The following is a 24,130-nucleotide window of genomic DNA, read 5'->3' as shown; positions in this document are numbered from 1 at the left end:
TCAGACGCGGGCCGATCCTTCGGCAGATAAACCTTTCTGCTCTCGCACGTATCCGGTATTAGCTCAAGTTTCCCTGAGTTATTCCGAACCGAAGGGCACGTTCCCACGCGTTACTCACCCGTCTGCCGCTGACACCACGAGGATGCCCGCTCGACTTGCATGTGTTAAGCCTGCCGCCAGCGTTCGCTCTGAGCCAGGATCAAACTCTCAAGTTGAAGAGCTGATCAAAGCTGATCACAACTAAAACGGAGGCTCACGACCGATCGGCGTTTCCACCAATCGTGTGAGCACCGAAGCGTCAGACCAGCATCATCCTACTCACGATCCCACCCAGAGGCAGGATCCGCAGGGACGACGCCGTCCACGCTTCTCTTTCTCGTATGAACTTGTCAAAGAGCGACCCAGCTGAAAACCGGGGTATCATCGGCGACGACGGGACCAGCGCCTGACCAAGGTCAGGCTCGCCAGCCCGGACTGTCTCGAAGATGGCTCAGCGCCCGGTCCGCTGTCGCGGCCGGCGCCGATGGGTGGTCGTATAGGCCCCGTTTCCCGGCCCGTCAACACTCGTTTTCCCGGCTCAGCTTCGAAAACGCCCCTCCCCTGCCGTCCTCAGGCGGCGGCCGCGCCGTGGCTGCGCGCCTGGGCGGCGGCGCGGCGCACCTCGGCCACGGCCTCCTGGATACCGGATCCGGCCGCGATGGCCGCCTCGAGCCCGCGGCAGGCGGCGGCCAGGTCCTCGAAGCCGAGGCTGCCCGCCATCGCCACGACCACGTGGGCGTCGTGCGCCAGGGCGGCGAGGTCGGCGTCCCTCGCGAAGGCGCCGGAGAGCTGCGTCATCAAGCGGTGGCGCAGGCGGCCGAGCTCACCCTCGCCGATCAGGCGTGCCAGCTCTGCGCTCTTGCGCGGGTCGACGACCGGCGGTCGCGGCGGTTCGACGGGTCGGCGGGACGCCCCGGTCAGCGCCTCACCGATCGCCGCACGGCCGCCCTGCTCGGTCAGGCGCACGCTCACCCCGGTGCCGGTGGCCACGCAGGCGAGCGCCCCCGCCTCGGTGAGGCTCAAGACTGCAGCCATCGCGGCGGCCGGGGCAAGACCGGTCTCGTAGGTGTGACCGCCCTCCCCGCCCGCCAGGGCCAGGTCGCGGGCGGAGACGTGGAGGAGTGCCAGGAGGTGCGCGGCGGGCTCGGGCAGCTGGGGATGATTCCGGAGCGCGGCACGGCGTCCTGCGAACCCGGTGCAGGCTTCGGCCACCATCGCCCAGGATGCGGGGTCCGCGACCCGGAACGTCACGTCGCAGGCGCCGGAGAGCCGGCCGGTGAGATCGACGCTCGGCACCGGCCGCAGCGGCGTCTCGGCCCGGGCGGCCCGGAGCGCCGGAAGGCCGGCCTCCCCGCTCAGCAGGATCAGGTCGGCCTCCGCCGCGCGCTCCACCGGCACGAAGGCCTGGCCGAAAGCGGCCGCCTCGGCGGGGCCCGGGCTGGGGCAGATCAGGGCCCGGGGCCGCCCGGGCAGGCCGAAGCGGCGCCAGACCGCGTCGGCGCCGGTCTCGGGAGCCCGCGGTGGCGGGAGTGCCGGGCTGGGGGAGTCGGGCCGGGTCAGCCGGTCGAGGGTGGCGTAGAGCGCCGCCGGATCGAGGGGCTTGACCAGGATGGCGTCGAAGCGGGCATCGGCGCCGCGGCGGGAGGCGAGGCCGTGCCGGTCGGCGGTCACGCCGACCAGCCGCACCCGATCCTCCGGGCGGGTGATCTCGCGCATCAGCCGCGCCAGCGCGTAACCGTCCATCTCGGGCAGGTGGTAGTCGATCATCACCACGTCGTGGCGGCGCTCGCTCAGGAGCCGCAGGCCGAGGAAGCCGTCGGAGGCGACGTCGACGCTGTCGCCCCGGCGCTCGCACAGGGCGCGGACCAGGTCCTGGAAGCCGGGATCGTCCTCGACCACGAGAAGGCGCAGGCTCATCGGGGGCTCCGTTCGGTCGGGGTGAAGGGTCACGGGCGCGGCGCGGCCGGGCCGCGGGTCGCCTCGGGCGGCAGGATCGCAGCGTCGGCGGGCAGGTTCGCGGCCGTCGGCGGGGAGGCGTCGACGGCGCCCAGGAGGACGTTGCGGATGGAGCCAGGCAGGCCGGACGGGGCTAGCCCCTCCGCACCGAGGTAGCGCGGGCCGGAAAGCGTCGGCTCGGGGGCGACCGACGCGGAGACCGGGCCACGCGCGGGCGCCGGGCGGACGAACTGACGGCCGTCTCGCCGATATTCTTGCCGGGACTGTTGGCGAGGTTCTTGGCGAGGTTCTTGGCGAGGTTCTTGGCGAGGTTCTTGGCGAGATTCTTGGCGAGATTCTTGGCGAGTCGGCCGGGCGTGGCGCACCGGGGGGACCCCGGCCGTCGCCGATCCCACGACCGGCTCGCCGGAGAAGCGCGGCACCAGGCGGAGCTGGCTCACCGCCGCGGCCATCGCCTCGAAGGTGAGGTCGTCCCGGCACAGGCGGATGCGCAGAGACAGGGGCGCCGGCGCCCCCTCTGCCGGTACCGGGGCCGCCGGGATCCACTGCCAGGCATAGAGGCAGCGGGCCGCCCCGGCGCGGCCGATGGCGAGGCCGTAGGGACCGTAAGGATTGGCCGAGGGGCGGGTGACGACCTGCATCGCCACCCCCGGGAAGGCGGCGGCGATCTCGGCGCGGATGCCGGCTTCGGTCGGCTTCCCCCCGGGGACGGCGTCGAGGGAGGCGTCCCGGGCGGTCGAGACGAGGATCAGGTCGTCGCGCCCGCCTCTGCGGCCGGCGGCCGTGAGGGTGATCGCCTGCTCGAACCCGCCGGCCGCGTCGCGCTCGCGCAAGGCGGCCGGCCGCCCGATCCAGCCCGGCAGGACGGCGACGGGGGTCGGCCGCCGGGCTTCGCGAACTTGGCCCGGCAAGGCGGCATCGAGGCTGGTAAAGCGCGACCCGGCGGCGCGCTCCGGCGCGGTGCAGGCGGCGAGAGCAAGGGTCGCGGCGGCGAGGGCGAGCGGGCGGATCACGGCTGGGTCCTTCCGGGCGCGAGGGCGCCGGTGGTGGCGATATCCGGCCGGGGCGGCGGATCGGCGGGGACCGCCTGCATCGCCGACCACAGCGTGCCCAGGGGGGCGGGACGGTCGGCGGCGCTCGGGACGCTCGGCCCGGTCTGGCCGGTCCAGGCCGGGAGCAGCGCGAAGCCGTAGCGCTCGTAGGGCATCGGCCCGACACCGGGGACGCGCCGCGCGGTGGTGGGCCCCCGGACGGAGACCCGCGACGGCGGGACCGCCGCAGAACCGAGCGGGCTGCCGGCGGGGGCGGCGCGCAGGTCGTTCTCCATCGCCACCGCCAGCGGGAAGTCGCCGCGGCGCACCAGCGGCGCCGCCGCGAGGGCGTCGGGCTGGGGCACCCGGCCGCGGGGCTCGGGCCTCGGCGCGAGGTCGAGAAAGGCGGTGCGGGCGGGGGGCTCGGACGGCCGGGCCGGCGCCGCGTCGCAGGGTGAGGGCCGGACGGATCTGGCCGAGAAGAGCAGGTCGACCACCCGCGGAAACAGCCCGTCGTAGCGGTTGACCACCTCGACGAAGGCGCGCTGCTGGCCGGCCCGCTGCAGGGCCAGGGCGTAGCCGTAGACGGTGGCCTCCTTGGGGAACCACGCCACGGCGCGGCGGAACCAGGCCAGGGCCGCGTCGAACTGGCAGGTATTGGTCGCGTACCAGGCCAGCGCCTGCGCGCCCTCCCCCGAAGCGGCGGCGGCGGTGACCTCGGCGTAGCGGCGCAGGCGCTCAGGCTCGATCGCCGGCGGCACGGCCTGCGTCAGGTCGCGCTCCAGGATGTCGATGAACAGGAGCGCATTGTTCACCAGCGGCTCGCGCCAGGCATAGGCGACGTCCTCGGCCTCGCGGCGCAGGCCGAGGCGCAGCAGGGTGTGGGCGAGGCCGTGCGCCACCATGGCGTCGCCGCCGCGGGCGATGGCGCGCTTGAACCAGGAGAGCGCCTCCGGCAGGTCGCTGCGCTTGAAGGCGTACCAGGCCACGAGGCCGGCCTGATCGGGATCGGGCGCCGCCTCGGCATAGGCCTGGAAGGCCGCGAGATCGTCCGGCCGCACCGCTTGGCCGGCCTCGTCGTGCAGGACCGCGCCCAAGCGTGCGCGGATCAGGTCGATGCGGATCGGCGCGAGGTCGTCGGCCGGGATCCCGGCGGCGAGGCGATCGATCTCGGCCATCGGCAGCAGGGGCAGCGCCCGCAGGAGGCCGGCCCGGCGCTCGTCGGCGCCGGCCTTCGGCGAGGCCAGGGCGAGACCGAACAGGGCGGCCGCCTCCGGCGCCCGGTCGGTGCGGGCGAGCGCCTCGGCCGTGGTCCAGGCCACCTCCGCCTCGCCGTCCTCGATCTCGGGCCGGCGCCGGTCGAACAGGATCGTGAGATCGGTCCAGCGGGCCGCCTTGCCCAGGATCCGCACCTCGTCGCGCAAGGTCCGGCGGGCGAGGGCGCCTTCGAGGGCGCCCGACGGTTTCCAGCCGGGCTCGGCCCGGACGCGGTCGGCCAGCGCCTGGCGCAGGGCGTCGAGGCGGCCGGCTTTGAGCAGGTCCCAGAACCCCTCCTCGTCCTCCGCACCCGGCTCGGCCGTCCAGAGGTCGGCGGGCGGCGTCCAGCCCGGAGAGCGGCGGGCCAGGCGCTCGGCCTCCGCCGCCACCCGCTCGGGCCGGCGTTGCGAGGCGTAGTAGCGCAGGGCCGTCTCGTCGGGGCGCTCGGCCGCAGCGGCGGGCAGAGCCTGCGCGAGGCCGAGGGCGAGGATCAGCGCGGCGCGCATGCGGGATACCTCGTCTTGAGGGCGGCCAGCGCCAGGAGCTGCAGGGTCGCCGGGTAGTAATGCTCGCTCTCGGCCCGCACCCGGGTGAGGCCGGGCGGGAACGGGGTGCCCTTCGCCGCGCAAGCCGCGAGCGCCGAAATCGCGCCGTAGCCGGCCTCGGCGAGGCGCGTGGTGACCCGGCCGCTGCCGGTCTCGGCCAGGGCGAGGCCCGCTTCGGGCCGGGGCCAGAGGGCCAGGAACGGCGCGTAGAGGTCGGCCTCGGTCGTCCCCGCCATGGCGAGGTAGAGCGGGATGCGAAGCGAATTGTAGGCGAAGTCGGGCGCGAAGCCGTCGGCGGGGCGGGGCGCGCCGGCGAGCGAGATCCACTCGCTCGGCAGGCGCGACGGCCCGAAGCGGGCGGCGCGGACCAGCCGGCGGCCGCTGCGGTCGAGCCCGGCCCAGTCGAATTCCGGTGCCAGGAGCGGCATCCGGTCGAAGGCCGGGAAGATCCAGTAGGAGAGGTTGACCACCGGGCCGTCGGGCCGGTCCTCGGCGGAGAAGCCCGCCACCGCCGGCAGCAGCAGCGGCCCGTGGGCGGCCCGCGGCAGGATCAGCTTGCGCCCGAACTCGACCGCGATGCGCCGGCCGGCCATCCGGTGCGAGGGGTCGTTCCAGGCGGTCACCGCCTCGGCCAGCGCCCAGGCGACCAGGAGGTCGCCGTCGGCGGCGTCGTTCATGTCGGCGACGGCCGGGCGCCGGTCGGGCTCCCAGCGCCAGGCGATGAGCTGGTCGTCGCGCACCATCAGGTTGGCGCGGGTCCAGGTCCAGATCCGCTCGAAGGTGACACGGTCGCCGGCGAGCACGCTGAGCAGCATGCCGTAGCCCTGGCCCTCGCTGTGGCTGATGCCGTTGTTGCCGGTATCGACCACCCGACCCTGCTCGGTGACGAACCGGGCCTTGTAGAGGCGCCAGCCCTCGTTGTCGGCGAGCGGCGCAGCCTGGGCCGTCGCGGCGGTGCAGAGGCCGAGAAGGGCCAGGAGGCAGGCGAGGAGGACGAGAGCGGTCCTCATGAGGTCGCCCCTGGTGAAGTTTTCCTGCCGAGGCTGCGCACCAGCCGGTGGGTCGAGGCGGCGAGGAGGCCGGCGCAGGCGAGCGCCATCAGGGCGTAGGCGCCGCCGTTGAGGGAGAGCCAGCCGGCGGCGACGCGGCGCAGGTTGCCGAACGAGGCCGGCGCCGTCGCGACGTAGCGGGCCGTCCCGGGCAGGTGCGACGCCGCTGCGCCGTCGGGTGCCAGGAGCGCGAGGCGGCCGCGGGGCCGGCTCCAGACCAGGGGCTGGACGAGGCAGCCGACCGCCTCGCGCAAGGCCGCCGGATTCGGCGCGGTGACCAGGGTGAGCACGTCGTCCGGCGCCGGCCCGGTCACCTGCTGGGCGAGGGCGAGGGCGGCCTCGGGGAGGCCGAGCGTCTCGGGACGGGAGTCCGGGGTCGCCGGCCCGCGGCAGCCCGGAGGCGCGCCGAGGCGCAGGAGCCGGCGCCGGGCGGCCGCTCCCGGTCCGGGCGCCGGCGCATCGCGCGCGGGAACCTCGTCCGCGACAGGCTCCTCGCGCCTTGACCAGACGTCGCGCAGGGCCTGCGGGTCGAGGCCGGCGGCCTTCATCAGCGGTGCGTCGAGGCTGCGGGCGGCGGCCACGACCAGGGTCGGCCCGACGATGCCCACGCGCCCGGCGTCGAAGCCGAACGGGATCGTCCGCCCCGCCGCGAGGCCGAGGCGGGTCGCCAGGGTGGCGGCAGCGGCCATCGTGTCGCGGTCGGGAGCCGGCACGACGAGGGTCGGGGCGCGCCCGTCCGCACCCGCCCGGTAGGGAAAGCCCGCCGCCGCCGTGGCGGCGAGGTCGGGCTGGCGGGCGATCCGGGCGAGGTCGGGGATGGCCAGGCGGGTGCTGGCGCGAAGCAGCAGGCGCTCGCCGGCCGGCGCGGCACAGGTCTGGTCGCCGGCCCGGGGCAGCGCGGCGAGGAGTTCGATCCGGTTCAGGCCGGGGCGCAGGAGGCGCAGGGGCAGGAACACCGTGCGCCGGCGCAGGGACTCGCCGCCGGGGCGCCCGAGAGGGACGCTGCCGGCCGCCTCGCCGTTGATCGACAGGCTGACCTGCGCGCCCGGCGCGAGGCCGGCCGGGTAGGTCGCGTCGAGGTCGAGGGCGAGCTTGGCGTAATCCGCTGCCATCAGGTCGTGCGGCAGGGCGAGATCGAGGGTGAGGCGGTGGGTGCGGCCGGTGACCGCCTGGTCCGTCAGGCCGAGATCCGCGAGGGTCAGGCTCTCGCCGCCCTGGATCCGGCGCCCGCCGGCCTCGCGCAACGCCGTCAGACCGTCCGGCGTGCCCGGCGGAACCGCCGCCGCGAGGGCGTCGAGCTGCGCCAGCGCCGCGGTCACATCCGTCTCGGTCGCCCCGGTGACGACGACGACCGGGCGGCGGTCCGGCCCCGCCGGCAGCAGGGCGAGGCGCGGTCCGGCGATCGGCCCGAGGGCCGCGATGTCGAGGCTGCGGGCGAGCTCGGCCGCCGGCGCCACGGCCAGCGCCACTCCGTCGCCGGCCTCCGGCGACGGGACGAACGAGACGGCGGGGTTGGCGAAGCGCCCGGCGAGGGCGAGTGCCTGGGCGCCGGCGATGAGGCCCTCGACCCGGCGCTCGGACAGGCGTTCGCCGGTCTGGATCAGGCGGATCGGCACCGCGCCGTCGGGTCGGGGCCGGATGGCCGCGAGGTCGGCGAGGTTGGCCACGCCCTCGGCGGAGGAGAGGAAGCCGGTCGTGTCGGGATCGATCTGGGTCCAGAGCTCGTAGGTCGCCGCCACCGTGCAATCGACGCGGTGGCGCTGGTCGACCGCGATCGTCAGGGCGTTGAAGCCGGGGCGCAGGGCGCCCGGAGGCACCGTCACGGTCTCGAGCCGCAGCCCGCGGGCGCCGTCGATCGCCGCGCGGCCGATCTCGGCGCCGTTGAGGCCGATCCTCAGGCTGGAACTCTCCGGCAGGATCGAGATCGACGACAGGGTGCCGACCTGCAGCCGCCCGCCCGCCCGCGCCTCGGCGGCGGTGACGAAGAGCGGCCAGGTCACGGAGCCGGTCTCGCCCCAGAGCCGCAGCGATCTCGCCACGGCGGGCAGGCGGCGCGGTGAAGGTGCCCGGGCCTCGGCCCGGATCTCGGCCCGTGTTTCGGGAACCGGCGGCGCGCCGGGCGGCCGGACCGGGCCTGCGCCCGGCAGCAGCATCGTCGGGGTCGGCCCGAAACCCGAAAAGGTCTGGGCCGGAGCGGAGGTTCCGATGAGGGGCGTTCCGGCCAGGACGGCGCCGAGCGCCGGGACGAGGATGCGCATGGAGCAGGGCCCTCAAGCGGCGTTGCGCGGAGCCGCGAGCGCATCGCGCAACGCGGCGACGAGGTCGCGGGCGGGCTCGGCGATGGGCGCGCGGGGCGGCGGCGCGACGGCGACCGGAGCCGGACCGGCGCCCGCGAGCGCCCGGATGCTCTCGGCCCAGACCGTCGCGTCGGGCACGCTCGCCTCGGCGACGGGTGCGGCGGCGTCCGACCGGTCGGAGACGGCGAGTTCCGAGACGACGAGATCGGAGATGGCGGCCCGCCATGCCGCCTCGGCGACCGGAGAGTCGGGGACGGGCGCCGCCGGTGCGGAGGCCGCGGCGGCGGCGACGAGCGGGGCGACGACCGGCGCAGGCATCGCCGGCACGGTTGGCGCGGTGTCGATGCTCCTCGCCGGCGCCGGCGTCGCCACCACCGGAGCAGGCGCCGGGATCGCCGAGAGAGCCGGTGCAGGCGCCGCGCTCTCCCGGGCGATCTCGTCGGCGAGGATCCGCTGCGGCGCCGGCTCGGCGGCGGGGATCGGTGCGGCGGGGCCGGCCGGCATCGCCGCCGCTGCGTCCGGCGCCGGCAGGGGCGGTGTCGCGGCCTTGCCGAGATAGGACAGGGCCCGCACCGGCTCGACGAGACCCCAGGCGAGGAAGCGCAGGCTGCCGGTGACGAGGTCGCGGTGGCGCCGGCGACGCCCGAGGAAGTCGCGCAGGGCGCCGGCATCGCCGTAGATCAGGCCGGCGACGGTGCGGTAATCGGCGGTGGCGAGCGGCGCGAGGGCGACGACGCAGCGGTCCGGTGCCGGGATCGCCTGCAGGGCAAAGCGCAAGGGCGCTCCGCCCTCGGCATGGAGGCTGCCGCCCGCCGGCATGGCGGGAAACGGCGCCCCGTCGGCCCGGCGCAGGGTCGCGGCCTCGGGGCTCATCCGCTCGACGATCACCGGGATCCGCGCGGCGCCGATCGCGGCCTCGGCCGGCCGGCCGACCGGCAGGCTCGGGACGCGCTCGTCCTGGCGCCGTTCCGCCACGACGCCCAGGGCCACGCCGGCGATCACCAGGTTGAAGGCGCACCACAGGCCGACGACGAGCATCAGGCTGGTGACGCCGGGCTCGTAGAGGTAGCGCCAGGCCGCCATGCCGCAGCCGGCGGCGAGCGCGGCGAAGATCGCGAAGTAGGGCCAGGCGAGGGCCGAGAGATGGTCGTGCGCGAGGCTGACGCCCTTGGCGGTGACCGAGAAGCTCGGCCGCCGGGGCGAGGCGATCACCGAGACGATCGAGCGCACCAGGAAGACGCCCTGGACGTACTCGTACAGCTCGGAGACCAGCGGCCAGCGTACATGGCCGTAGAGGTAGTTCTGGATCATCAGATTGGCGACCATGTAGGTCGCCGTGTAGGCCAGTGCCTCGTCCATCGACGAGACGAAGATCTTGACGTCGAAGAAGATGTGCAGGAGCGGCGCCAGCATGAAGATGAGCCGCGGAATCGGAAAGAACCAGAACGTCATGCTCGACAGGTAGGCGAGCCGCTGGATCGGCCGCAGACCCGGCTTCAGCAGCGGGCTCTTGAGCATCAGGATCTGGATCATGCCCTGGCACCAGCGCGAGCGCTGGACGATGAAGTCGGCCAGGCTCTCGGGCTGCAGGCCGGCGATCAGCGGCTTGTCCACGTAGGCGCTGGTCCAGCCGCGCCCGTGCAGGTCGAGGGCGGTCTCGCAATCCTCCGTGATGGTGATGCCGGAGAACCCGCCGACGTCGTCGAGGGCCTGCCTGCGCAGGAGAGCCGCCGAGCCGCAGAAGAACGAGCCGTTCCACTTGTCGAGCCCGGTCTGGGTCACGCCGTAGAACATCTCGTTCTCGGACGGCATCCGGGCGAAGGTGCGCAGGTTCCGCTCGATCGGGTCGGGGTTGATGAAGACGTGCGGGGTCTGGACCAGGAACAGCTTCGGATCCTGCGAGAACAGCCCGACCGTCTCGGTGAGGAACGAGCGGAACGGCGCGTGGTCGGCGTCGAGCACCAGCACGATCTCGGCCCGGGAGGCGGACAGGCCGTTGTTGAGGTTGCCGGCCTTGGCGTGCGCGTTGCGCGCGCGCGTCAGGTAGCGGGCGCCGAGCCCGGCGCAGAGCGCCTGCAACTCGGCCCGGCGCCCCTGCGCCGCCGCGGCCTTCGCGGGGTCCGGGTCGGCGCATCTCTGGTCGGTGCCGCCGTCGTCGAGGAGCCAGACGGTCAGCCTGTCGGCCGGGTAGTCGAGGTTGAGCGCCGCCGCGAGGGTCACGGCGAGGATCGCGGTCGGCTCGTTGTAGCTCGGGACCAGAACGTCGACGGCCGGCAGCTCGGCCGGCAGGGGCGCCTGCTCGCGCACCAGCGGGTCGGCGGTGACGACGAGGCTGATCGCCAGGATCAGCACGCAGTAGAGTTCCGCCCCGAGCAGGAGCAGGCCGAAGCCGAGGCCGACCGGATCGTCGAGGGAGGGCAGCGTGCCGGTGAGCCGCCAATAGACGTAGCGGATCACCACCAGCGTCCCGAGCGCCAGGAAGGCGAGCCGGGGCAGGCCGCTTCGCGGGAAGACGAGCCACAGCGCCACCATGCCGGCGCAGGCCGCGCCGCACAGCCAGGTCTGCGCCTCTGCGCCGACCGGCTGGACGAGGAGCCCGACGGTGAGGAGCGCAGACAGGCCCCAGACGGCCCAGCGGAAGGCGGCGCCCATCTAAAACCCCGCCCGCATGTCGACGGTGGTGTAGAGCCCGCCCTTGCGGGTCTGGTCGCGCAGGTACCCGGCGGCGACGCCGACCTGCAGCGCGCCGAACTGGAACGCGCTCCAATGCGCGCCGATGCGCCACTGGCGGTCATAGTCGTCGCCGAGCAGCGTCACCTCGGGCCCGAGAAAGCCGCCCATCACCGCGACGCCGCCGCGCACCCGGCCGTAATAGGCGTTGAAGGTGCTGGCATAGGTGCCGGTGGCGTGGATCATCGTGCCCTCGGTCGGGCGGGCGTAGACGTCGAGCGCCGCTTTCAGGCCGCCGGCGTTGCGCACGCTCGCCTCCAGCCCCGGCACCTCGTTGCGCCGGACGTTGAGGCCGACGAAGGCCGACAGCACCGCCTCGGGCCAGACCCAGCCGTAGCCGATCATCGCCGCGGCCTCCGCCTGCTGGCCGAGCCCGGTCCCGGCCCGGTACGAGCCGGTCGCCGCGTCGGCGCGCAGGCGCAGCCCGCTGGTCAGGAGATTGCCCGCCGGCGCCGCGGTGGCGGTCGCGCCGGCGAATTGCGAGCCCTGCGCACCGACGGTCGCCGAGGTGTCGACCGAGACGATCCAGGCATCCTGCGGGCCGGCGGGCTCGGCCCCCGTGTACCAGTCGGCCGCGAGCGCCGGGCGGCTCAGAAGAGCCGTCGTCAGGAGAGCCGTCGTCAGGACGGCCGACCCCGGGACGCACGGAATCGGACCGCGCCGGAACGCAGCACGAGCGAAATTACGGTGCATGTCGATACGCCACGAGACCCTGCAACACCGGCAGGATCGGGCGCGGATGATTAAGCGGATCTTGCCGGAACGGGTCGCATCCCGTGTGCGGAAGTCTTACGACGTTCAGGATAATTTCGGCCCGCGGGAGCCCCGGATCAGGCCGGTCAAGCCCGCCGGGAGCCCGTATCCACAGCTGCGGCGGGGTAGGCGGGGGCCGCGCCCCAAGTCCGCCCGCCAAGCTCCATGAGATCGCGGGATCCCCTCTCCCGCAGCTTGCCGCGTTGCGGGGCGAGCCCGGGATCGCCCCGGATTGGGACGCGTGCCCGACCTGGGAATGGAGGCGTCGTCCGACACGAAGACCGATCCGCGGCAACGCGAATACCTCAGGCCCGCGATCCGCCCCCGCTCCCCCTCCCCGCCTACGCGCCTTAGGCCGTCAGGCCGAGGCCGGCCGGCGCGGCGGCGTCGGCCTCCAGCTCGGCCCGCAGGCGCCGGGTCTCGAAGGCTGCGGCGATGCAGCGGGCGCGGGCCCGGGCCAGCGCCATCGCGAAGGCGGAAGCGTCGCGGGCGACCTCCTCCTCGGTGCAGGTCTCCAGCTCGGCGCAGGCCCGGGACAACGCCGCGAAGCCGAGCATCCCTGCCGCCGAGACGAGGCCGTGCGCCTCGAAGCGCAGCCGCGCCCGGTCGGCCGCGTCCCTGCCCTCCCCGGCGAGCGCCCCGGTGACCTGGTCGGCGAGGTGGCCCAGCAGGCGCCGCACGGCCTCCGCCGGCAGGAACGTGCGGACCCCGTCGTAGAGCGTCCGGTCGAGGGCGGCGGGCTCATCCTCCGGAGCGGGCACCGCCGGGGTGCGGTCGAGCCAGCGGGCGAGCATCGCGGAGAGCTCGGCGGGCGTGAACGGCTTGCCGAGATGGTCGTCCATCCCGGCCTCGCGGAAGGACTGCACCTGGTCGGGCAGCACGTTGGCGGTCATGGCGATCACAGGCACCCGCGCCGCCGCGCCGGGCAGGCAGCGGATCAGCCGGGTCGCCATCGGGCCGTCGAGGCCCGGCATCTGCACGTCCATCAGCACGAGGTCGTAGGCGCCGGCCTCGACCGCCCGCACCGCCTGGAACCCGTCGACGGCGACGTCGACGTGATGGCCGGCCCTGCGCAGCATCAGGCAGGCGAGTTCCCGGTTCACCTCGATATCCTCGACGAGGAGGATGCGGCCGGGTCGGGCAGGCACGGCGGCGGCACGGGGCTCGGAGGCCGCCTGGTCCTCGGCCCGGGGCAGGGTCAGGGTGAACCAGAAGGTCGAGCCGCGGCCGGCCTCCGAGATCATCCCGATCTCGCCCGCCATCGCCTCGACGAGGCGGCGGCTGATCGCCAGGCCGAGGCCGGTGCCGCCGTAATCGCGGCGGATCGAGCTGTCGACCTGGGAGAAGCGCTCGAACAGCCGCCCCTGCTTGTCGGCCGGGATGCCGATGCCGGTATCGGCGACGGAGAAGCGGATGCGCTCGCCGCCCGGGCCGCTGCCCTCGTGGCGCAGGGACAGGGCGACGCCGCCGCGGGGGGTGAACTTCACGGCGTTGTTGAGGAGGTTGATGAGGATCTGGCGCAGGCGCGCCTCGTCGCCGACGAGGCGGCGCGGCAGGCTGGCGTCGATCGCGCTCGTCACCGCCAGGCTCTTCTCGGCGGCCGCGCCCCCGACCACGCCGAGGCAGGCCTCGGCCAGGGCCTCGATCGCGAAGGGGTCGCGGCGTAAGGAAACGGCCCCGGCCTCGACCGAGGAGAAGTCGAGGATGTCGTTGACGAGCGTCAGCAGGCCGCCCGCCGAGGCGCGGGCAAGGGAGGCGTAGCGCGTCAGCTCCGGCTCCAGCCCGTCCGCCTGCGCCAGCAGGCCGGTGAAGCCGATCACGGCGTTCAGCGGCGTGCGGATCTCGTGGCTCATCGCCGAGAGGAAGTCGGTCTTCGCGGCGTTCGCTCGCTCGGCGGCGGCCTTGGCGGCGACGAGCCCGGCCTCGGCATCCTTGCGGGCCGAGATGTCGAGGTTGAGGCCGGTCACCCGCAGGGCTCGGCCGTCGGGGTCGCGGCCGAGCCGGCCGATCGCCTGGATCCAGCGCATCCCGCCCGGCACCACGACCCGGAAGGCGATGTCGAAAGTCCCTTCCCCGGCCACCGCGCCGCGCAGGGCCTTGAGCGCCGGCTTGCGGTCCTGCGGCGCCAGCCGCCGCAGCCAGGCGCCCAGGGCGATCACCGCCGGCCGGTCGCCGGGCAGGCCGTGCAGCCGGGCGCTCTCGGGGGCCAGGGTGACCTCGCGGGTGACGAGGTCGAGGTCGAACAGGCCGGCGCCGGCGGCCTCCTGGGCGAGCCTCAGCAGGTCGCCGGTCTCCTCCAGGGCCTTGCGGGCGGCCAGGATCTCGTCGATGTCGAGGGCCGAGCCGAGCCAGCCGAGAAGCGCGTCGTCCTTGCGCAGGGGCTGGAACGAGAGCTGGTGCCAGCGATAGGCGCCGTCGCGGTCGCGCAGGCGCCCTTGCACCTCGCCGTTCCCGCCCTGCGCCAGCGCCGCGGCGATCCGCAGCCGGTCGTCCGGGTGGTAGCGCTCCTCCCGCGCCGTCCGGCCGGGACCGATCTCGCCGAAATAGCGCGCGAAGGCCGGGTTGGCGTAGACGGTCTCGCCGGTCCCGGTGCGCTCCATCCAGACGAGCTGGGGCAGCGTGTCGGCGAGCGCACGGTAATGCGCCCGGCTCGCCCGCAGCGAGGCCTCGGTGTCCCGGCGCGACGCGGCGTCGCGGATCGTCGCGACGCGGGGCAGCGCGTCCGGGCCCGAGACCCGGGTCTCGACCCAGATCCAGCGCCCATCGGCGTGGGCGAGGCGGTGCATCAGGGCGCCGCCGCCGGCGACGAGCGCCGCGAGGCCGGCGCGATCCTCGGGATGGACGAGATCGGCGAGGGCCAGGCCCGCCAGGGTATCGGGCGGACGGCCGGTCAGGACGCGGCTGGCCGGCGAGGCCTGGACGAGCCGTCCGGCGCGATCGATCTCGGCGACGAGGTCGGGGCAGGCGGCGAGGAGCCGCCCGGCCCGGCCGCCGCCGAACAGCCGGGCCAGGGCGGTGCGCCAGCCGGAACCCGCCTCACGCGCCACGGCGCTGCCCCCCGCGGCCGCGGGCCATGCTCCCCCGCCCCCGGAGGGTGTCCGGATGCAGCCTCGTCTCGCAACCCATCGTCATGCCGGACCCGGCCCCCGGGGAGAGCAGAAAATTGTCAGATCATGGTTAACCAACAATCATTAAACGAGACTTAACCTCTATCTGCGACCAAAACCGGCATGAGCGCCACGCCCCGCACGCCACAGACCGGTCCGGCTTCCCCAGCGTCGGCGGCGCTCGTCGCTGGGGCAAGGAGCGCATCCACGCGGGACGGCGCCGAGCGGCGTCGCGACCGGCGCTTCCCGGTCACCCTGTCGGCGCGGCTGAACCATGGCGGCCGGAGCCATCGCACCGAGATCCTGAACCTGAGCCGCGGCGGCCTGCTGCTGGCCCCGGTGGCGACGGCCGCGCTCCTGCCCGGCGCCCCGATCCGGATCGAGGCGGCCTCGATCGGCGAGGTCGAGGCCCGCGTGGTCAGCCTGAGCGCGCTCGGAATCCACGTCCGGGTCGAGGACACGTCCGAGCGGTTCCAGAGCGCCCTGGTGCGGCTCGCCCGGCTGACCCGGATCTGGACGGTACCGGCTTCGTAAAGGGGGTCGCCGGGGGGCCCACGGCTCGGACGCCTGCCCGTTTCGCTCGACCGATTCCGGACACGCCATGCGGCAGGCGGGGAGCGACAACTCTGCGTCACGGGTTCCGCCGCGCGGCCCCGGGATGCCTTCGCGGCCTCCCATGCCGCGCCAGCGCCTCACCAGGCGGAAGCGACCGAGATCGGGGCTCACCGGTCACCGGAAGGCGCACGCATCGCGTGGCTTCGCCGCCCCATGGGGCCGCCTCCACCCGTCATCCGTGAAATCTGCCGCTACGCCTCGGCCCGAACGGCTGCCGGGGCGATCGTCGCGGCCCGTCTCATGGGTGGCGTCATGACCTCCCTCCGTTCTCGCCTCCCCGCCGGGGCGGGAAGACGGGAGAAAGGGTGATCCCGCCGGCGTCCGGCGTCAAGCGCCTCACGCCGCCGAGGCGTCGGTGCCGAGGCGGGCGGGCTTGGTGCGGATGTCCATGGCGTTGCCGCGCCAGACGATGTCGCGGGCGACCCAGGCGGCGAGCCAGATCGGCACGAACAGGAGGTCGCGGGCGAGGCAGACGAGCGGCCAGCGCCAGGACCGCGGCCAGCCGTTGCGGGCGGCGAGCCGCCATTCGGCGCCGTACCAGACGGTGCCGGTCCCGAGCATCGCCGCGAGGCCGGACAGGCCGCCGCCCGCCGCGGGATAGGCCGCCAGCATCGGGATCACCGCGCCGGTGCCGATCTCGGGGGCGAAGAACAGCGGGAAGGTGACCCGGCGCAGCCGTGCCCAGCGCAGCTGGCGCGACCACACCTCGGCGGCGCGCCGGGGGCCGAGGGGCTGGGCGAAGGGCGAGGCGACGAGGTGGACCTGCCGGCCCATCGCCCGCACGAGCTTCGTCGCCGCCGCATCCTCGGCGATCTCGGCGCCGAGGGCCCGGATGCCGCCCTTCGCCTCCAGCATGGGGCGGTGCCAGAGCATGCTCTTGCCCTGCGCGAAGCCGAGGCCCAGCGCCTCGCCGACATATTGCCAGCGGGCCTGGAGGGTGTTGAGGAAGGCGCACTCGATCTCGGCCCAGACGCTGCCGGGCCGCGTCCCGACCGGCGTCGAGCAGACGAGGCCGGTATCCGGCCGCCAGGCGGCGCGCAGGCGCTGGATGTAGTCGGGCGGCATCAGCACGTTCGAATCGGCCAGCACGATCCAGTCGTGCCGCGCCGCCTCCCAGCCGCGGATGCAGTTGTTGAGCTTCGGGTTGTCGCTCACCCGCTCGTCGCCGACGACCAGCCGGGCCGGCACGCAGGGGTGACCGGCGATCAGCCGCTCGACGAGCGGCACGATCGGATCGGTGGCGCGGGCGACGCAGAAGATCAGCTCGTAGGCCGGATAGGCGAGGCGGAAGCCGGAGAGCAGGGTCTCCTCGCTGTAGGTCTCGAGGCCGCAGACCGGCCGCACGATCGTGACCGGCCCCTCCGCGCCTCCCGCCGGCTCGGGATCCGGCCGGCCGAGGCGGCGCAGCGCGATGGCGAGGCTCGCGAGGTTGATCAGCGTGAGGGCGAGGCAGATGATGGCGGCGATGCCGGTACCGGTCATGCGGGTCCTCCCGGGCCGGTGCCGACCCGCGCCCTGTCCTCCCCTCAAACAGGCGGGCTGTTGCAACCGTATGACGACGCTGCACGCCCGCGCCCGGTGTTCCCCTCCGGCATCAACCCTGGACCCGGCCCCAGGCCAAGCTAGATCTTCAAGCTAGATCTTCGAGACACCGCGAACCGACGAGCCAGGCATGCCGCTGACCCCCGATCCCCGCCCGACCCTCCAGGCCCCCGACGACGATCCCCATCTCTGGCTCGAGGAGATCGACGGCGAGCGGGCGCTCGCCTGGGTCGAGGCGCAGAACGCCGACACGCTGGCGGCCTATGCCGACGGCCGCACCGCCGCGGACCGCGACGGGCTGAAGGCCGCCCTCGACCGGCCGGACAAGATCCCGGGCGTGACCCGGCGCGGCGGCCTGTTCTACAACCTGTGGCAGGATGCCGGGCATCCCCGCGGCCTGTGGCGGCGCACCACGCAAGACGAGTACGCCAAGGCCGAGCCGGCCTGGGACGTGCTCCTCGATCTCGACGCTCTGGCCCGCGACGAGGGCGAGGACTGGGTGTGGAGCGGCGCCGCCAGCCTGCCGGGCAGCCACGCCCGGGCCCTGGTCCAGCTCTCCCGCGGCGGCGGCGACGCCACGGTGGTGCGCGAGTTCGACCTCGCCGAGCGCCGCTTCGTCGAGGGCGGTTTCACCCTGCCGGAAGCGAAGAGCATCCCGGTCTGGCTCGATCCCGACACGCTGCTCCTCGCCTCCCCCCTCGGCGGGCCCGAGCACGCGACGCCGTCGGGCTACGCCCGCACCGTGCGGCTGTGGCGGCGCGGCACCGACCCGCTCGAAGCCCCGGTGATCTTCTCGGCCGGCCCGACCAGCATGGTCGCCTACGGCTATCCGGACCGGGAGGCGCATCCGGAGCGCCTGGTCTTCGCCGAGCGCACCGGCTTCTTCGACGGCACGATCGATCTCGGCGACCGCACCGGGCCGAAGACCCGGCTCGACATCCCGACCGATGCCGACGCCCACTGGCATCGCGGCTTCCTCGCCATCCGCACCCGGACGCCCTGGGAGGTCGGCGGGACGACCCATCCGGCCGACAGCGTGCTCGGCATCGGGCTCGATGCCTTCCTGGCGGGGGACAGGGGTTTCCAGGTTCTGTTCACCCCCGGCCCGCGCCGGGCGCTGCAGGGCTTCTTCTGGACCGGCGGGCGGCTGGTGATCTCGGTCCTCGACGACCTGAAGGCGACGTTCCCGGTCTTCACCCCCGCCGGGTCCGGCTGGACCGAGAGCCGGGTCGCCGGCCTGCCGGAGCTCGGCGTGGTCAGCGTCTGGTCGATGGACGGCGAGGAGGAGGAATCGAACGGCGACCTCCTGGTGGCGGCGAACGACCCCGTCACCCCCTCGACCCTGCTGGCGACGAACCCGGACCTCGCCGCCCCGACCCTGCTGAAGCAGGCCCCGTCCCTGTTCGAGGCCGACGGGCTGGTGGTGACCCGGCACGAGGCCGTGTCGAGCGACGGCGAGCGCATCCCCTACGTCCAGGCCGGCCCGCCGGGGGAGACCGGCGAGGCGCCGGTGCACCTCTCGGGGTATGGCGGCTTCCAGGTGACGAACCTCGCCGGCTACTCGGCGGTGCTCGGCCGGCTCTGGCTCGCCAAGGGCGGCACCCGGGTGGTGGCCAACATCCGCGGCGGCGGCGAGTTCGGCACCCGCTGGCACGAGGCCGGCCGGCGCGCGGGCAAGGCGCTGACCCACGACGACTTCGCGGCGGTGGCCGCCGACCTGGTGCGCCGCGGCGTGACCCGGCCCGGCCGCATCGCCGCCGAGGGCGGCTCGAATGGCGGACTCCTCATCGCCAACATGCTGACGCGCTACCCCGAGCGCTTCGGGGCGCTGTTCTGCACCGTGCCGCTGATCGACATGCGCCGCTACACCAAGCTGCTCGCCGGCGCGAGCTGGATCGCCGAGTACGGCGACCCGGACAAGCCGGAGGACTGGGCCTTCCTGCAGCACATCTCGGCCTACCACGTCGCGGAAGCCGGCAAGCCCTACCCGCCGATCCTGATCGCCACCACCCGGCGCGACGACCGGGTGCATCCGGGCCACGCCCGCAAGATGGCGGCCAAGCTCCAGGCGCTCGGCTACGACGCCCGCTTCTACGAGCCCGAGGCCGGCGGCCACTCGCATGGCAAGACCAGCGCCGAGACCGCCGCCTTCGCGGCCCTCGGCGCCGCCTTCCTGCGCCGGGCGATCGGCTGGGAGCCGGAGGTGGCCGGCACATAAAGGTTTCTGCACAGTAAAACCCGGGAACCTTGACGCGGCGCGCACGTCTTTCCGGCATTCAAGCGTGGCATAATGCCTCCGCGTCCAGCCGGATAAGGAATTCTCCACGATGCGCGCCGCAACAGCACTCCTCGTCGCCCTCTGCGTGGCGGGGGCCGGTGTCGGGGCCAACGAGGCGCGGGCCGGGATCCTGATCCGGGTCGACAAGACCACCCAGCGGATGACCGTGACGCGCGACGGCCAGACGCTCTACGACTGGCCGGTCTCGACCGGCATGGCCGGCTACAGCACGCCCCGCGGCGCCTTCTCGCCCTCGCGCATGGCGGTCGATTACCGCTCGCGCGAGTGGGACGACGCGCCGATGCCGCACGCGATCTTCTTCACCGGCCGCGGCCACGCCATCCACGGCAGCTCCCATACCGGCCGCCTCGGCACCCCCGCCTCGCACGGCTGCGTGCGCCTCGCCCCGGGCAAGGCCGCTATGCTCTACGCCCTCGTCAGGGCCGAGGGCATGGGCAACACCCGCGTGGTGATCGGCGGCGACGAGACCGCGATCGCCGGCCGCGCCGCGCCGCGGCGGGAGGCGCGGGCGCGCCGGGAGCGGCTCGACCGGGACGGCTTCACCCCGGTCGTCCGCGCGGCCCGCGGCCGCGGCTCCGACCCATGGGGCGACGACGGCTGGCGGCCGGTCGGGGCGACCTATCCGTCGCCTTACGGCGGGACGTATTATTCGTATGGGTCACCGTATTGAGAACAATGGCTTTGCTCGGGCCGATGTAAAACCCTCCGCGTCATTCCGGGGCTCGCCGAAGGCGAGAGCCCGGAATCCGGAACCGCCGGTGGTGAGGAACGAAGCGGAACGCTCGCCGCATTGTCCTGCACCATCCGCGGTTCTGGATTCCGGGCTCCGCTGCGCGGCCCCCGAATGACGTGGAGGGGTTATCGGCATCGGAGACGGCGAAACGATCGGACGCGCTGGCCCACCCCGCCTTGCCGAACCCCACCCCGCGCGACACCTACCGCCCACGCCGCCTCACGAGGGAGCAGGCCCCCCGCATGCGCAGCCTGTTCGTCCTGATGAGCATCGCGGTGGCCCTCGGCTTCGTCGTCAGCGGGCTGATCAACGGCCTCGACGACCGGGCGCTCGCCCGGACCGAGCGCGAGGCGCAGAGGCGGGTCGGGATCGCGGTGGCGGAGTATGCCCGCCGGCTCGGCCTGTCGCCGGACTGGGCTGCCTATTGCCGGGCCGAGACGCGGCGCAAGCTCGCCACCTACCCGAAGGACGGCTCGATCCCGTTCGGGCTGCGCTATTCCAGCGCCGGCACCGAGGAGGTCGAGCGGGCGATCCGCGAGCGCGAGACCTACGAGCGCCAGGACCAGATCCTGTGCCTGACCCAGCTGCCGGCGAGCCTGCGGGACGGGGCCGCGCCGTGAAGCGGCGCTACAACCCGTAGCGGGCGAAGGCGGCGCGCTCGTCGAGGACCGCCAGCGCGCCCTCGATCGCCGCGATCCCGACCGCGCCCGGCTCGCGCCGGCGCAGCAGCCGGGCGAGGAGGCCGCCGCGGACGGGCTCGACGAGCGTGAGCTTGACCTTATCGCCGAAGCGGGCGCGCAGGACCGAGCGGACGTCGCCGTGGCCGTCGACGAGGCCGAGCGCCAGGCCCTGGCGGCCGGTCCAGACCGCGCCGGAGAAGAGATCGTCGGGATCGCCCTTGAGGGCGGGCCGGCGGCTGCGGACGAGGTCCGTGAACATCGCCTGCACGTCGGCCTGGATGGCCTTGAGCCGGGCGACGTCGTCCGGGTTCTCGGGCCGGAACGGGTCGAGCATCGCCTTGGCCTTGCCGGCGGTGTGGACCCGGCGCTCGACGCCGAGGCGCTCGATCAGCCCGGTGAAGCCGAACCCCGCCGACACGACCCCGATCGAGCCGACGAGGGAGGACGGGTCGCAGTGGATCTCGTCGGCCGCGCAGGCGATCATGTAGCCGCCCGACGCGGCGACATCCTCCACGAAGGCGAGGACCGGCACCCCGGCCTCGGCGGCGAGCGCCCGGATGCGGCGGAAGATCAGGTGCGACTGTGCCGCCGAGCCGCCCGGCGAGTTGACGACGAGCGCCACCGCCCGGATCCCCTTCATGCCGAACGCCCGCTCCAGGGCCGGCGCGCAGGTGCCGAGGGAGAGGCCGGCCCGCAGCGGCGAGACCGCCCCGATGGCGCCGCTCAGGCGGACGACCGGCACGACCGGGTGACGGCGGGCCCAACGCTCGGGCAGGACAGCGCGCAGGGCGGCGAGGGGCCGGAACGGCATGGCGGGGCGGGGTCTCCGATGGCCGGGTCTGCAGCCGGGTCCTACGGCCGAGGCCCGAGGCCGGCCCCGACAGGTAGACGGGCGTCGCGGACCCGGCAAGTGATCCCGGCAAGGGACGTCGGCAAGGGACGTCGGCAAGCTGACCCGGGGCGAGCGAGCCCGGGCACCGCGGCCCCGGCGGGGAGCCGGCCCGCCGGCTCGATACGGAGACGGGACCCGGACGCGAGTTTTTCCTCGAAGCTGGAAGATGACGCGACGTTTTTCGTGTCCGACGATTGAAGCGGGGCAGTCCGCGTCTAGATCATCCGCCAGCGCCCCTGGGTCGTCCGGCGGGCGTCCCGGCGGACGCGACGTCCGGCGGGAGCGAGCCGTATCATCAAGCCGCAGCCGAGGCGACGGCAGGGAGTGCCGGGACGCCCGAGGGAGATCGAACGCATGCGCGCCCTTCGATGGATCAGCCTGGTGCTGACCCTGCTCGTCGCCGGGATCGGGCTCGGCACCAGCCGCAGCTCCGCCGCCGCCCTGCCGACCGCCGGCGCCGTCGCGGCCGGCGTCGGCACCGCCGCGCCCCTGGTCGACAAGGCCTATTACTATCGCCGCTACTACCGGTACCGGCCCTACCGGCGGTATTACGGCTATCGGCCCTATCGCCGCTACTCCTACCGGCCGTATTACCGGCGCGCCTATCGCCCGTATTACCGTCGGTACTATCGGCCCTATTACCGGCCGCACTATCGCCGGATCTACGGCCCGCGCTTCTACTTCTAGCCCGGACTTGCACCTCCAGCCCGGAGCGGCGCCCGACCGCGGGCGACGACGAGCGTCCGGAACAAGCCAGCACGGGGCTCTGCGCGCCCACACGAGCGGAGTGAGCCCTGCGCCTCGTCCGGCGACCGGTCGCTCGGCGATGGCTACGCAGTAGTTTCGGCGATGCGGATTTCGGTTTCGCTCAGGCGTGCGGAGCAAAGCTCCGCCGTCGCGGGTTTGCGAGGCGGTGTCCGGACATCGTCTCGGATCTCGCAAATCCGAGAACTCCACGGCAGTAACGGCGTCGAAGGTCTCGCGGCGGCGGGCCGACGATGCCACGACCGTGACGAAGACTGCGGGTGCAGTGAAGTCGATCGGGCATGCAAGCATCGCTGTACCACGATCGCGGACCTCGATCGATTTCGCTCGCCATGCTGTTCGAGCCTGACCACACCATCTCCGATTTGACCGGACGCTGCCGGCACTGAAAACCATCCCGGCGAGGCCCAATGGTCGCAGTGCGGGAATTCTGACCGTGCGCCCTGCCCTTCCGGACCGCTGTTTACTCACAGTTAAGTCCGAAAATCCAGGATCGGCCGGTGAGCAAACCACATCCTGGTTTCGAGCTCGGGGGAGCTCTCGGCTCTCCATGCCGCGGGTATCGGCCCAAGGCCGAACGTCGTGCGCCGCGGGAGAAGGACGGATGGACATCCTCGTCATCGATGACAGCCGGACGGTCCTGACCCGGCTGAAGCGATTGGTGGAGCATGACGGCCAGGCGACGGCCGCGATCTTCGAGAACCCGCTGGCGGCGCTGGACGAGGCGCGGATGCGTGCCTTCGACCTCGTCCTGGTCGATTACAACATGCCCGACATGGACGGGATCGCGGTCATCCGCCAGCTGCGCGGCATCGAGCACTACGCCCAGGTGCCGATCGTGATGATCACCAGCGAGGTGAGCGACCGGGTCCGGCTCGCGGCCCTCGATGCCGGGGCGACCGACTTCGTCGACAAGCGCGTCGGCCGCATCGAGCTGAAGGTGCGGCTGCGCAATCTGGTGCGGCTCGCCGGCGCCGTGCGGCGGCTCGACGATCAGGCCTCCTGGCTCGCAGGCGAGATCGAGAAGGCGGTGCGCACCCTCCGCGAGCGCGAGGCCGAGATCATCTTCCGCCTGTCGCTGGCGGTGGAGTACCGGGACAACGACACCGGCGACCACACCTGGCGCGTCGCCCGCTACAGCCAGATCATGGCCGAGGCCCTGGGCCTCGACGCGGATCTGTGCCGCCGCGTCTACCTGGCCGCCCCCCTCCACGACGTCGGCAAGGTGGCGATCCCCGACGGGGTGCTGCTGAAGCCCGGCCGCCTCGACGAGGAGGAATTCGCGCTGATCCGCACCCATGCGGCGATCGGGAAGCGCATCCTGGGCGGCAGCACCTGCGCGCTGATCGGGCTGGCGGCGGAGATCGCCGAAGCGCATCACGAGCGCTGGGACGGCGGCGGCTACCCCCACGGCCTGTCCGGCACGGCGATCCCGCTCGCGGCGCGCATCGTCGCCGTCGCCGACGTGTTCGACGCGCTGACCACCCAGCGGCCCTACAAGGCGGCGATGCCGCTCGACGAGGCGCGGGCCTGCATCGAGGCCGAGAGCGGCCGCCACTTCGATCCGGCCTGCGTCGCCGCCTTCCTGTCGCGCTGGGACGAGATCCTGGCGGTCAGCGCCAATGCGTCGGGACGTCTGCGCGACATCCCGTTCCGGATCGAGCCCTGGGCCCGGGTGCCGACCCTGCCCCGGGAGGTGCCGGACGCCGCCGCGCCCCGCGCGCGGCACGACGAGGCGGCCTGACCCCGCCTGGAGCGCCGCCGGATCGCGCCGCAATCGGACAGCGCTCCCAATCCTTGACCTTGCTGCATCGTCCCTCGACCAGCCGGCATCCGCTTC

The 24,130-nt window shown here is 73.9% G+C and carries 16 protein-coding genes and 1 rRNA gene; 6 read left to right on the top strand and 11 right to left on the bottom strand.

Going from position 1 to position 24,130, the window contains the following annotated elements; translation table 11 throughout:
- The 9 genes from G4G93_RS22870 to G4G93_RS22830 form a co-directional block, all read right to left on the bottom strand.
- Positions 1 to 215: ribosomal RNA gene (locus G4G93_RS22870) — 16S ribosomal RNA — on the bottom strand; the annotation flags it as partial.
- A 394-nt stretch (positions 216 to 609) separates the two neighbouring features.
- Entirely contained in the window at positions 610 to 1,956 is a 1,347-nt protein-coding gene (locus G4G93_RS22865; protein WP_165087446.1) for a response regulator, read from the bottom strand.
- Between the two features lie 29 nt (positions 1,957 to 1,985).
- Positions 1,986 to 3,008 carry a cellulose biosynthesis protein BcsN gene (bcsN, locus tag G4G93_RS22860; RefSeq protein ID WP_165087444.1) on the bottom strand — a complete coding sequence of 341 codons (1,023 nt, stop codon included), beginning with the start codon at positions 3,006 to 3,008 and terminating at the stop codon, positions 1,986 to 1,988.
- Complete coding sequence (locus G4G93_RS22855) at positions 3,005 to 4,789, bottom strand: hypothetical protein (RefSeq protein ID WP_165087442.1); 1,785 nt, start codon at positions 4,787 to 4,789, stop codon at positions 3,005 to 3,007. Before G4G93_RS22855 ends, bcsN begins: the two co-directional genes overlap by 4 nt.
- Positions 4,774 to 5,838, bottom strand: a complete 1,065-nt coding sequence (locus tag G4G93_RS22850; RefSeq protein WP_165087441.1) for a glycosyl hydrolase family 8 — start codon at positions 5,836 to 5,838, stop codon at positions 4,774 to 4,776. The genes G4G93_RS22855 and G4G93_RS22850 overlap by 16 nt, the downstream gene beginning before the upstream one ends.
- Complete coding sequence (locus G4G93_RS22845) at positions 5,835 to 8,135, bottom strand: cellulose biosynthesis cyclic di-GMP-binding regulatory protein BcsB (RefSeq protein WP_165087439.1); 2,301 nt, start codon at positions 8,133 to 8,135, stop codon at positions 5,835 to 5,837. Before G4G93_RS22845 ends, G4G93_RS22850 begins: the two co-directional genes overlap by 4 nt.
- A gap of 12 nt (positions 8,136 to 8,147) precedes the next feature.
- Positions 8,148 to 10,826 carry a UDP-forming cellulose synthase catalytic subunit gene (bcsA, locus tag G4G93_RS22840; protein ID WP_165087437.1) on the bottom strand — a complete coding sequence of 893 codons (2,679 nt, stop codon included), beginning with the start codon at positions 10,824 to 10,826 and terminating at the stop codon, positions 8,148 to 8,150.
- Positions 10,827 to 11,597 (bottom strand): cellulose biosynthesis protein BcsS, encoded by a 771-nt coding sequence (gene bcsS / locus G4G93_RS22835; protein ID WP_165087435.1) that lies wholly within the window; start codon positions 11,595 to 11,597, stop codon positions 10,827 to 10,829.
- A 410-nt stretch (positions 11,598 to 12,007) separates the two neighbouring features.
- Positions 12,008 to 14,704, bottom strand: a complete 2,697-nt coding sequence (locus tag G4G93_RS22830) for an ATP-binding protein (RefSeq protein ID WP_165087433.1) — start codon at positions 14,702 to 14,704, stop codon at positions 12,008 to 12,010.
- Positions 14,705 to 14,887: 183 nt separating this feature from the next.
- On the opposite strand from G4G93_RS22830, the gene G4G93_RS22825 reads away from it, so the two are divergent.
- Positions 14,888 to 15,298 carry a PilZ domain-containing protein gene (locus tag G4G93_RS22825; RefSeq protein ID WP_165087432.1) on the top strand — a complete coding sequence of 137 codons (411 nt, stop codon included), beginning with the start codon at positions 14,888 to 14,890 and terminating at the stop codon, positions 15,296 to 15,298.
- 417 nt (positions 15,299 to 15,715) lie between these two features.
- On the opposite strand, the gene G4G93_RS22820 is transcribed toward G4G93_RS22825, so the two are convergent.
- Positions 15,716 to 16,861 (bottom strand): ceramide glucosyltransferase, encoded by a 1,146-nt coding sequence (locus G4G93_RS22820; protein WP_165087430.1) that lies wholly within the window; start codon positions 16,859 to 16,861, stop codon positions 15,716 to 15,718.
- A gap of 190 nt (positions 16,862 to 17,051) precedes the next feature.
- Between G4G93_RS22820 and G4G93_RS22815 the strand changes: the two genes are divergently transcribed.
- From G4G93_RS22815 to G4G93_RS22805, 3 genes are all read left to right on the top strand, one after another.
- Positions 17,052 to 19,139 (top strand): prolyl oligopeptidase family protein, encoded by a 2,088-nt coding sequence (locus G4G93_RS22815; protein WP_165087428.1) that lies wholly within the window; start codon positions 17,052 to 17,054, stop codon positions 19,137 to 19,139.
- A gap of 109 nt (positions 19,140 to 19,248) precedes the next feature.
- Positions 19,249 to 19,890: a L,D-transpeptidase gene (locus G4G93_RS22810; RefSeq protein ID WP_165087427.1), complete on the top strand. Its 642-nt coding sequence runs from the start codon at positions 19,249 to 19,251 to the stop codon at positions 19,888 to 19,890.
- Positions 19,891 to 20,195: 305 nt separating this feature from the next.
- A complete protein-coding gene (locus G4G93_RS22805; RefSeq protein ID WP_165087425.1) occupies positions 20,196 to 20,573 on the top strand; it encodes a hypothetical protein in 378 nt (125 codons plus the stop codon).
- A 7-nt stretch (positions 20,574 to 20,580) separates the two neighbouring features.
- Here G4G93_RS22805 and G4G93_RS22800 read toward each other — a convergent pair whose 3' ends face one another.
- Positions 20,581 to 21,444, bottom strand: a complete 864-nt coding sequence (locus tag G4G93_RS22800) for a S49 family peptidase (RefSeq protein ID WP_165087423.1) — start codon at positions 21,442 to 21,444, stop codon at positions 20,581 to 20,583.
- A gap of 435 nt (positions 21,445 to 21,879) precedes the next feature.
- Between G4G93_RS22800 and G4G93_RS22795 the strand changes: the two genes are divergently transcribed.
- Positions 21,880 to 22,212: a hypothetical protein gene (locus G4G93_RS22795; RefSeq protein WP_206289957.1), complete on the top strand. Its 333-nt coding sequence runs from the start codon at positions 21,880 to 21,882 to the stop codon at positions 22,210 to 22,212.
- Positions 22,213 to 22,894: 682 nt separating this feature from the next.
- Positions 22,895 to 24,034 (top strand): HD domain-containing phosphohydrolase, encoded by a 1,140-nt coding sequence (locus G4G93_RS22790; protein WP_165087422.1) that lies wholly within the window; start codon positions 22,895 to 22,897, stop codon positions 24,032 to 24,034.
- Positions 24,035 to 24,130 lie beyond the last annotated feature (96 nt).

It is taken from the genome of Methylobacterium sp. DB0501 (assembly GCF_011043735.1).
Lineage (GTDB): Bacteria > Pseudomonadota > Alphaproteobacteria > Rhizobiales > Beijerinckiaceae > Methylobacterium > Methylobacterium alsaeris.
Note: the sequence above shows the minus strand (reverse complement) of the source record. Positions and strands in the feature narration are given on the sequence as shown.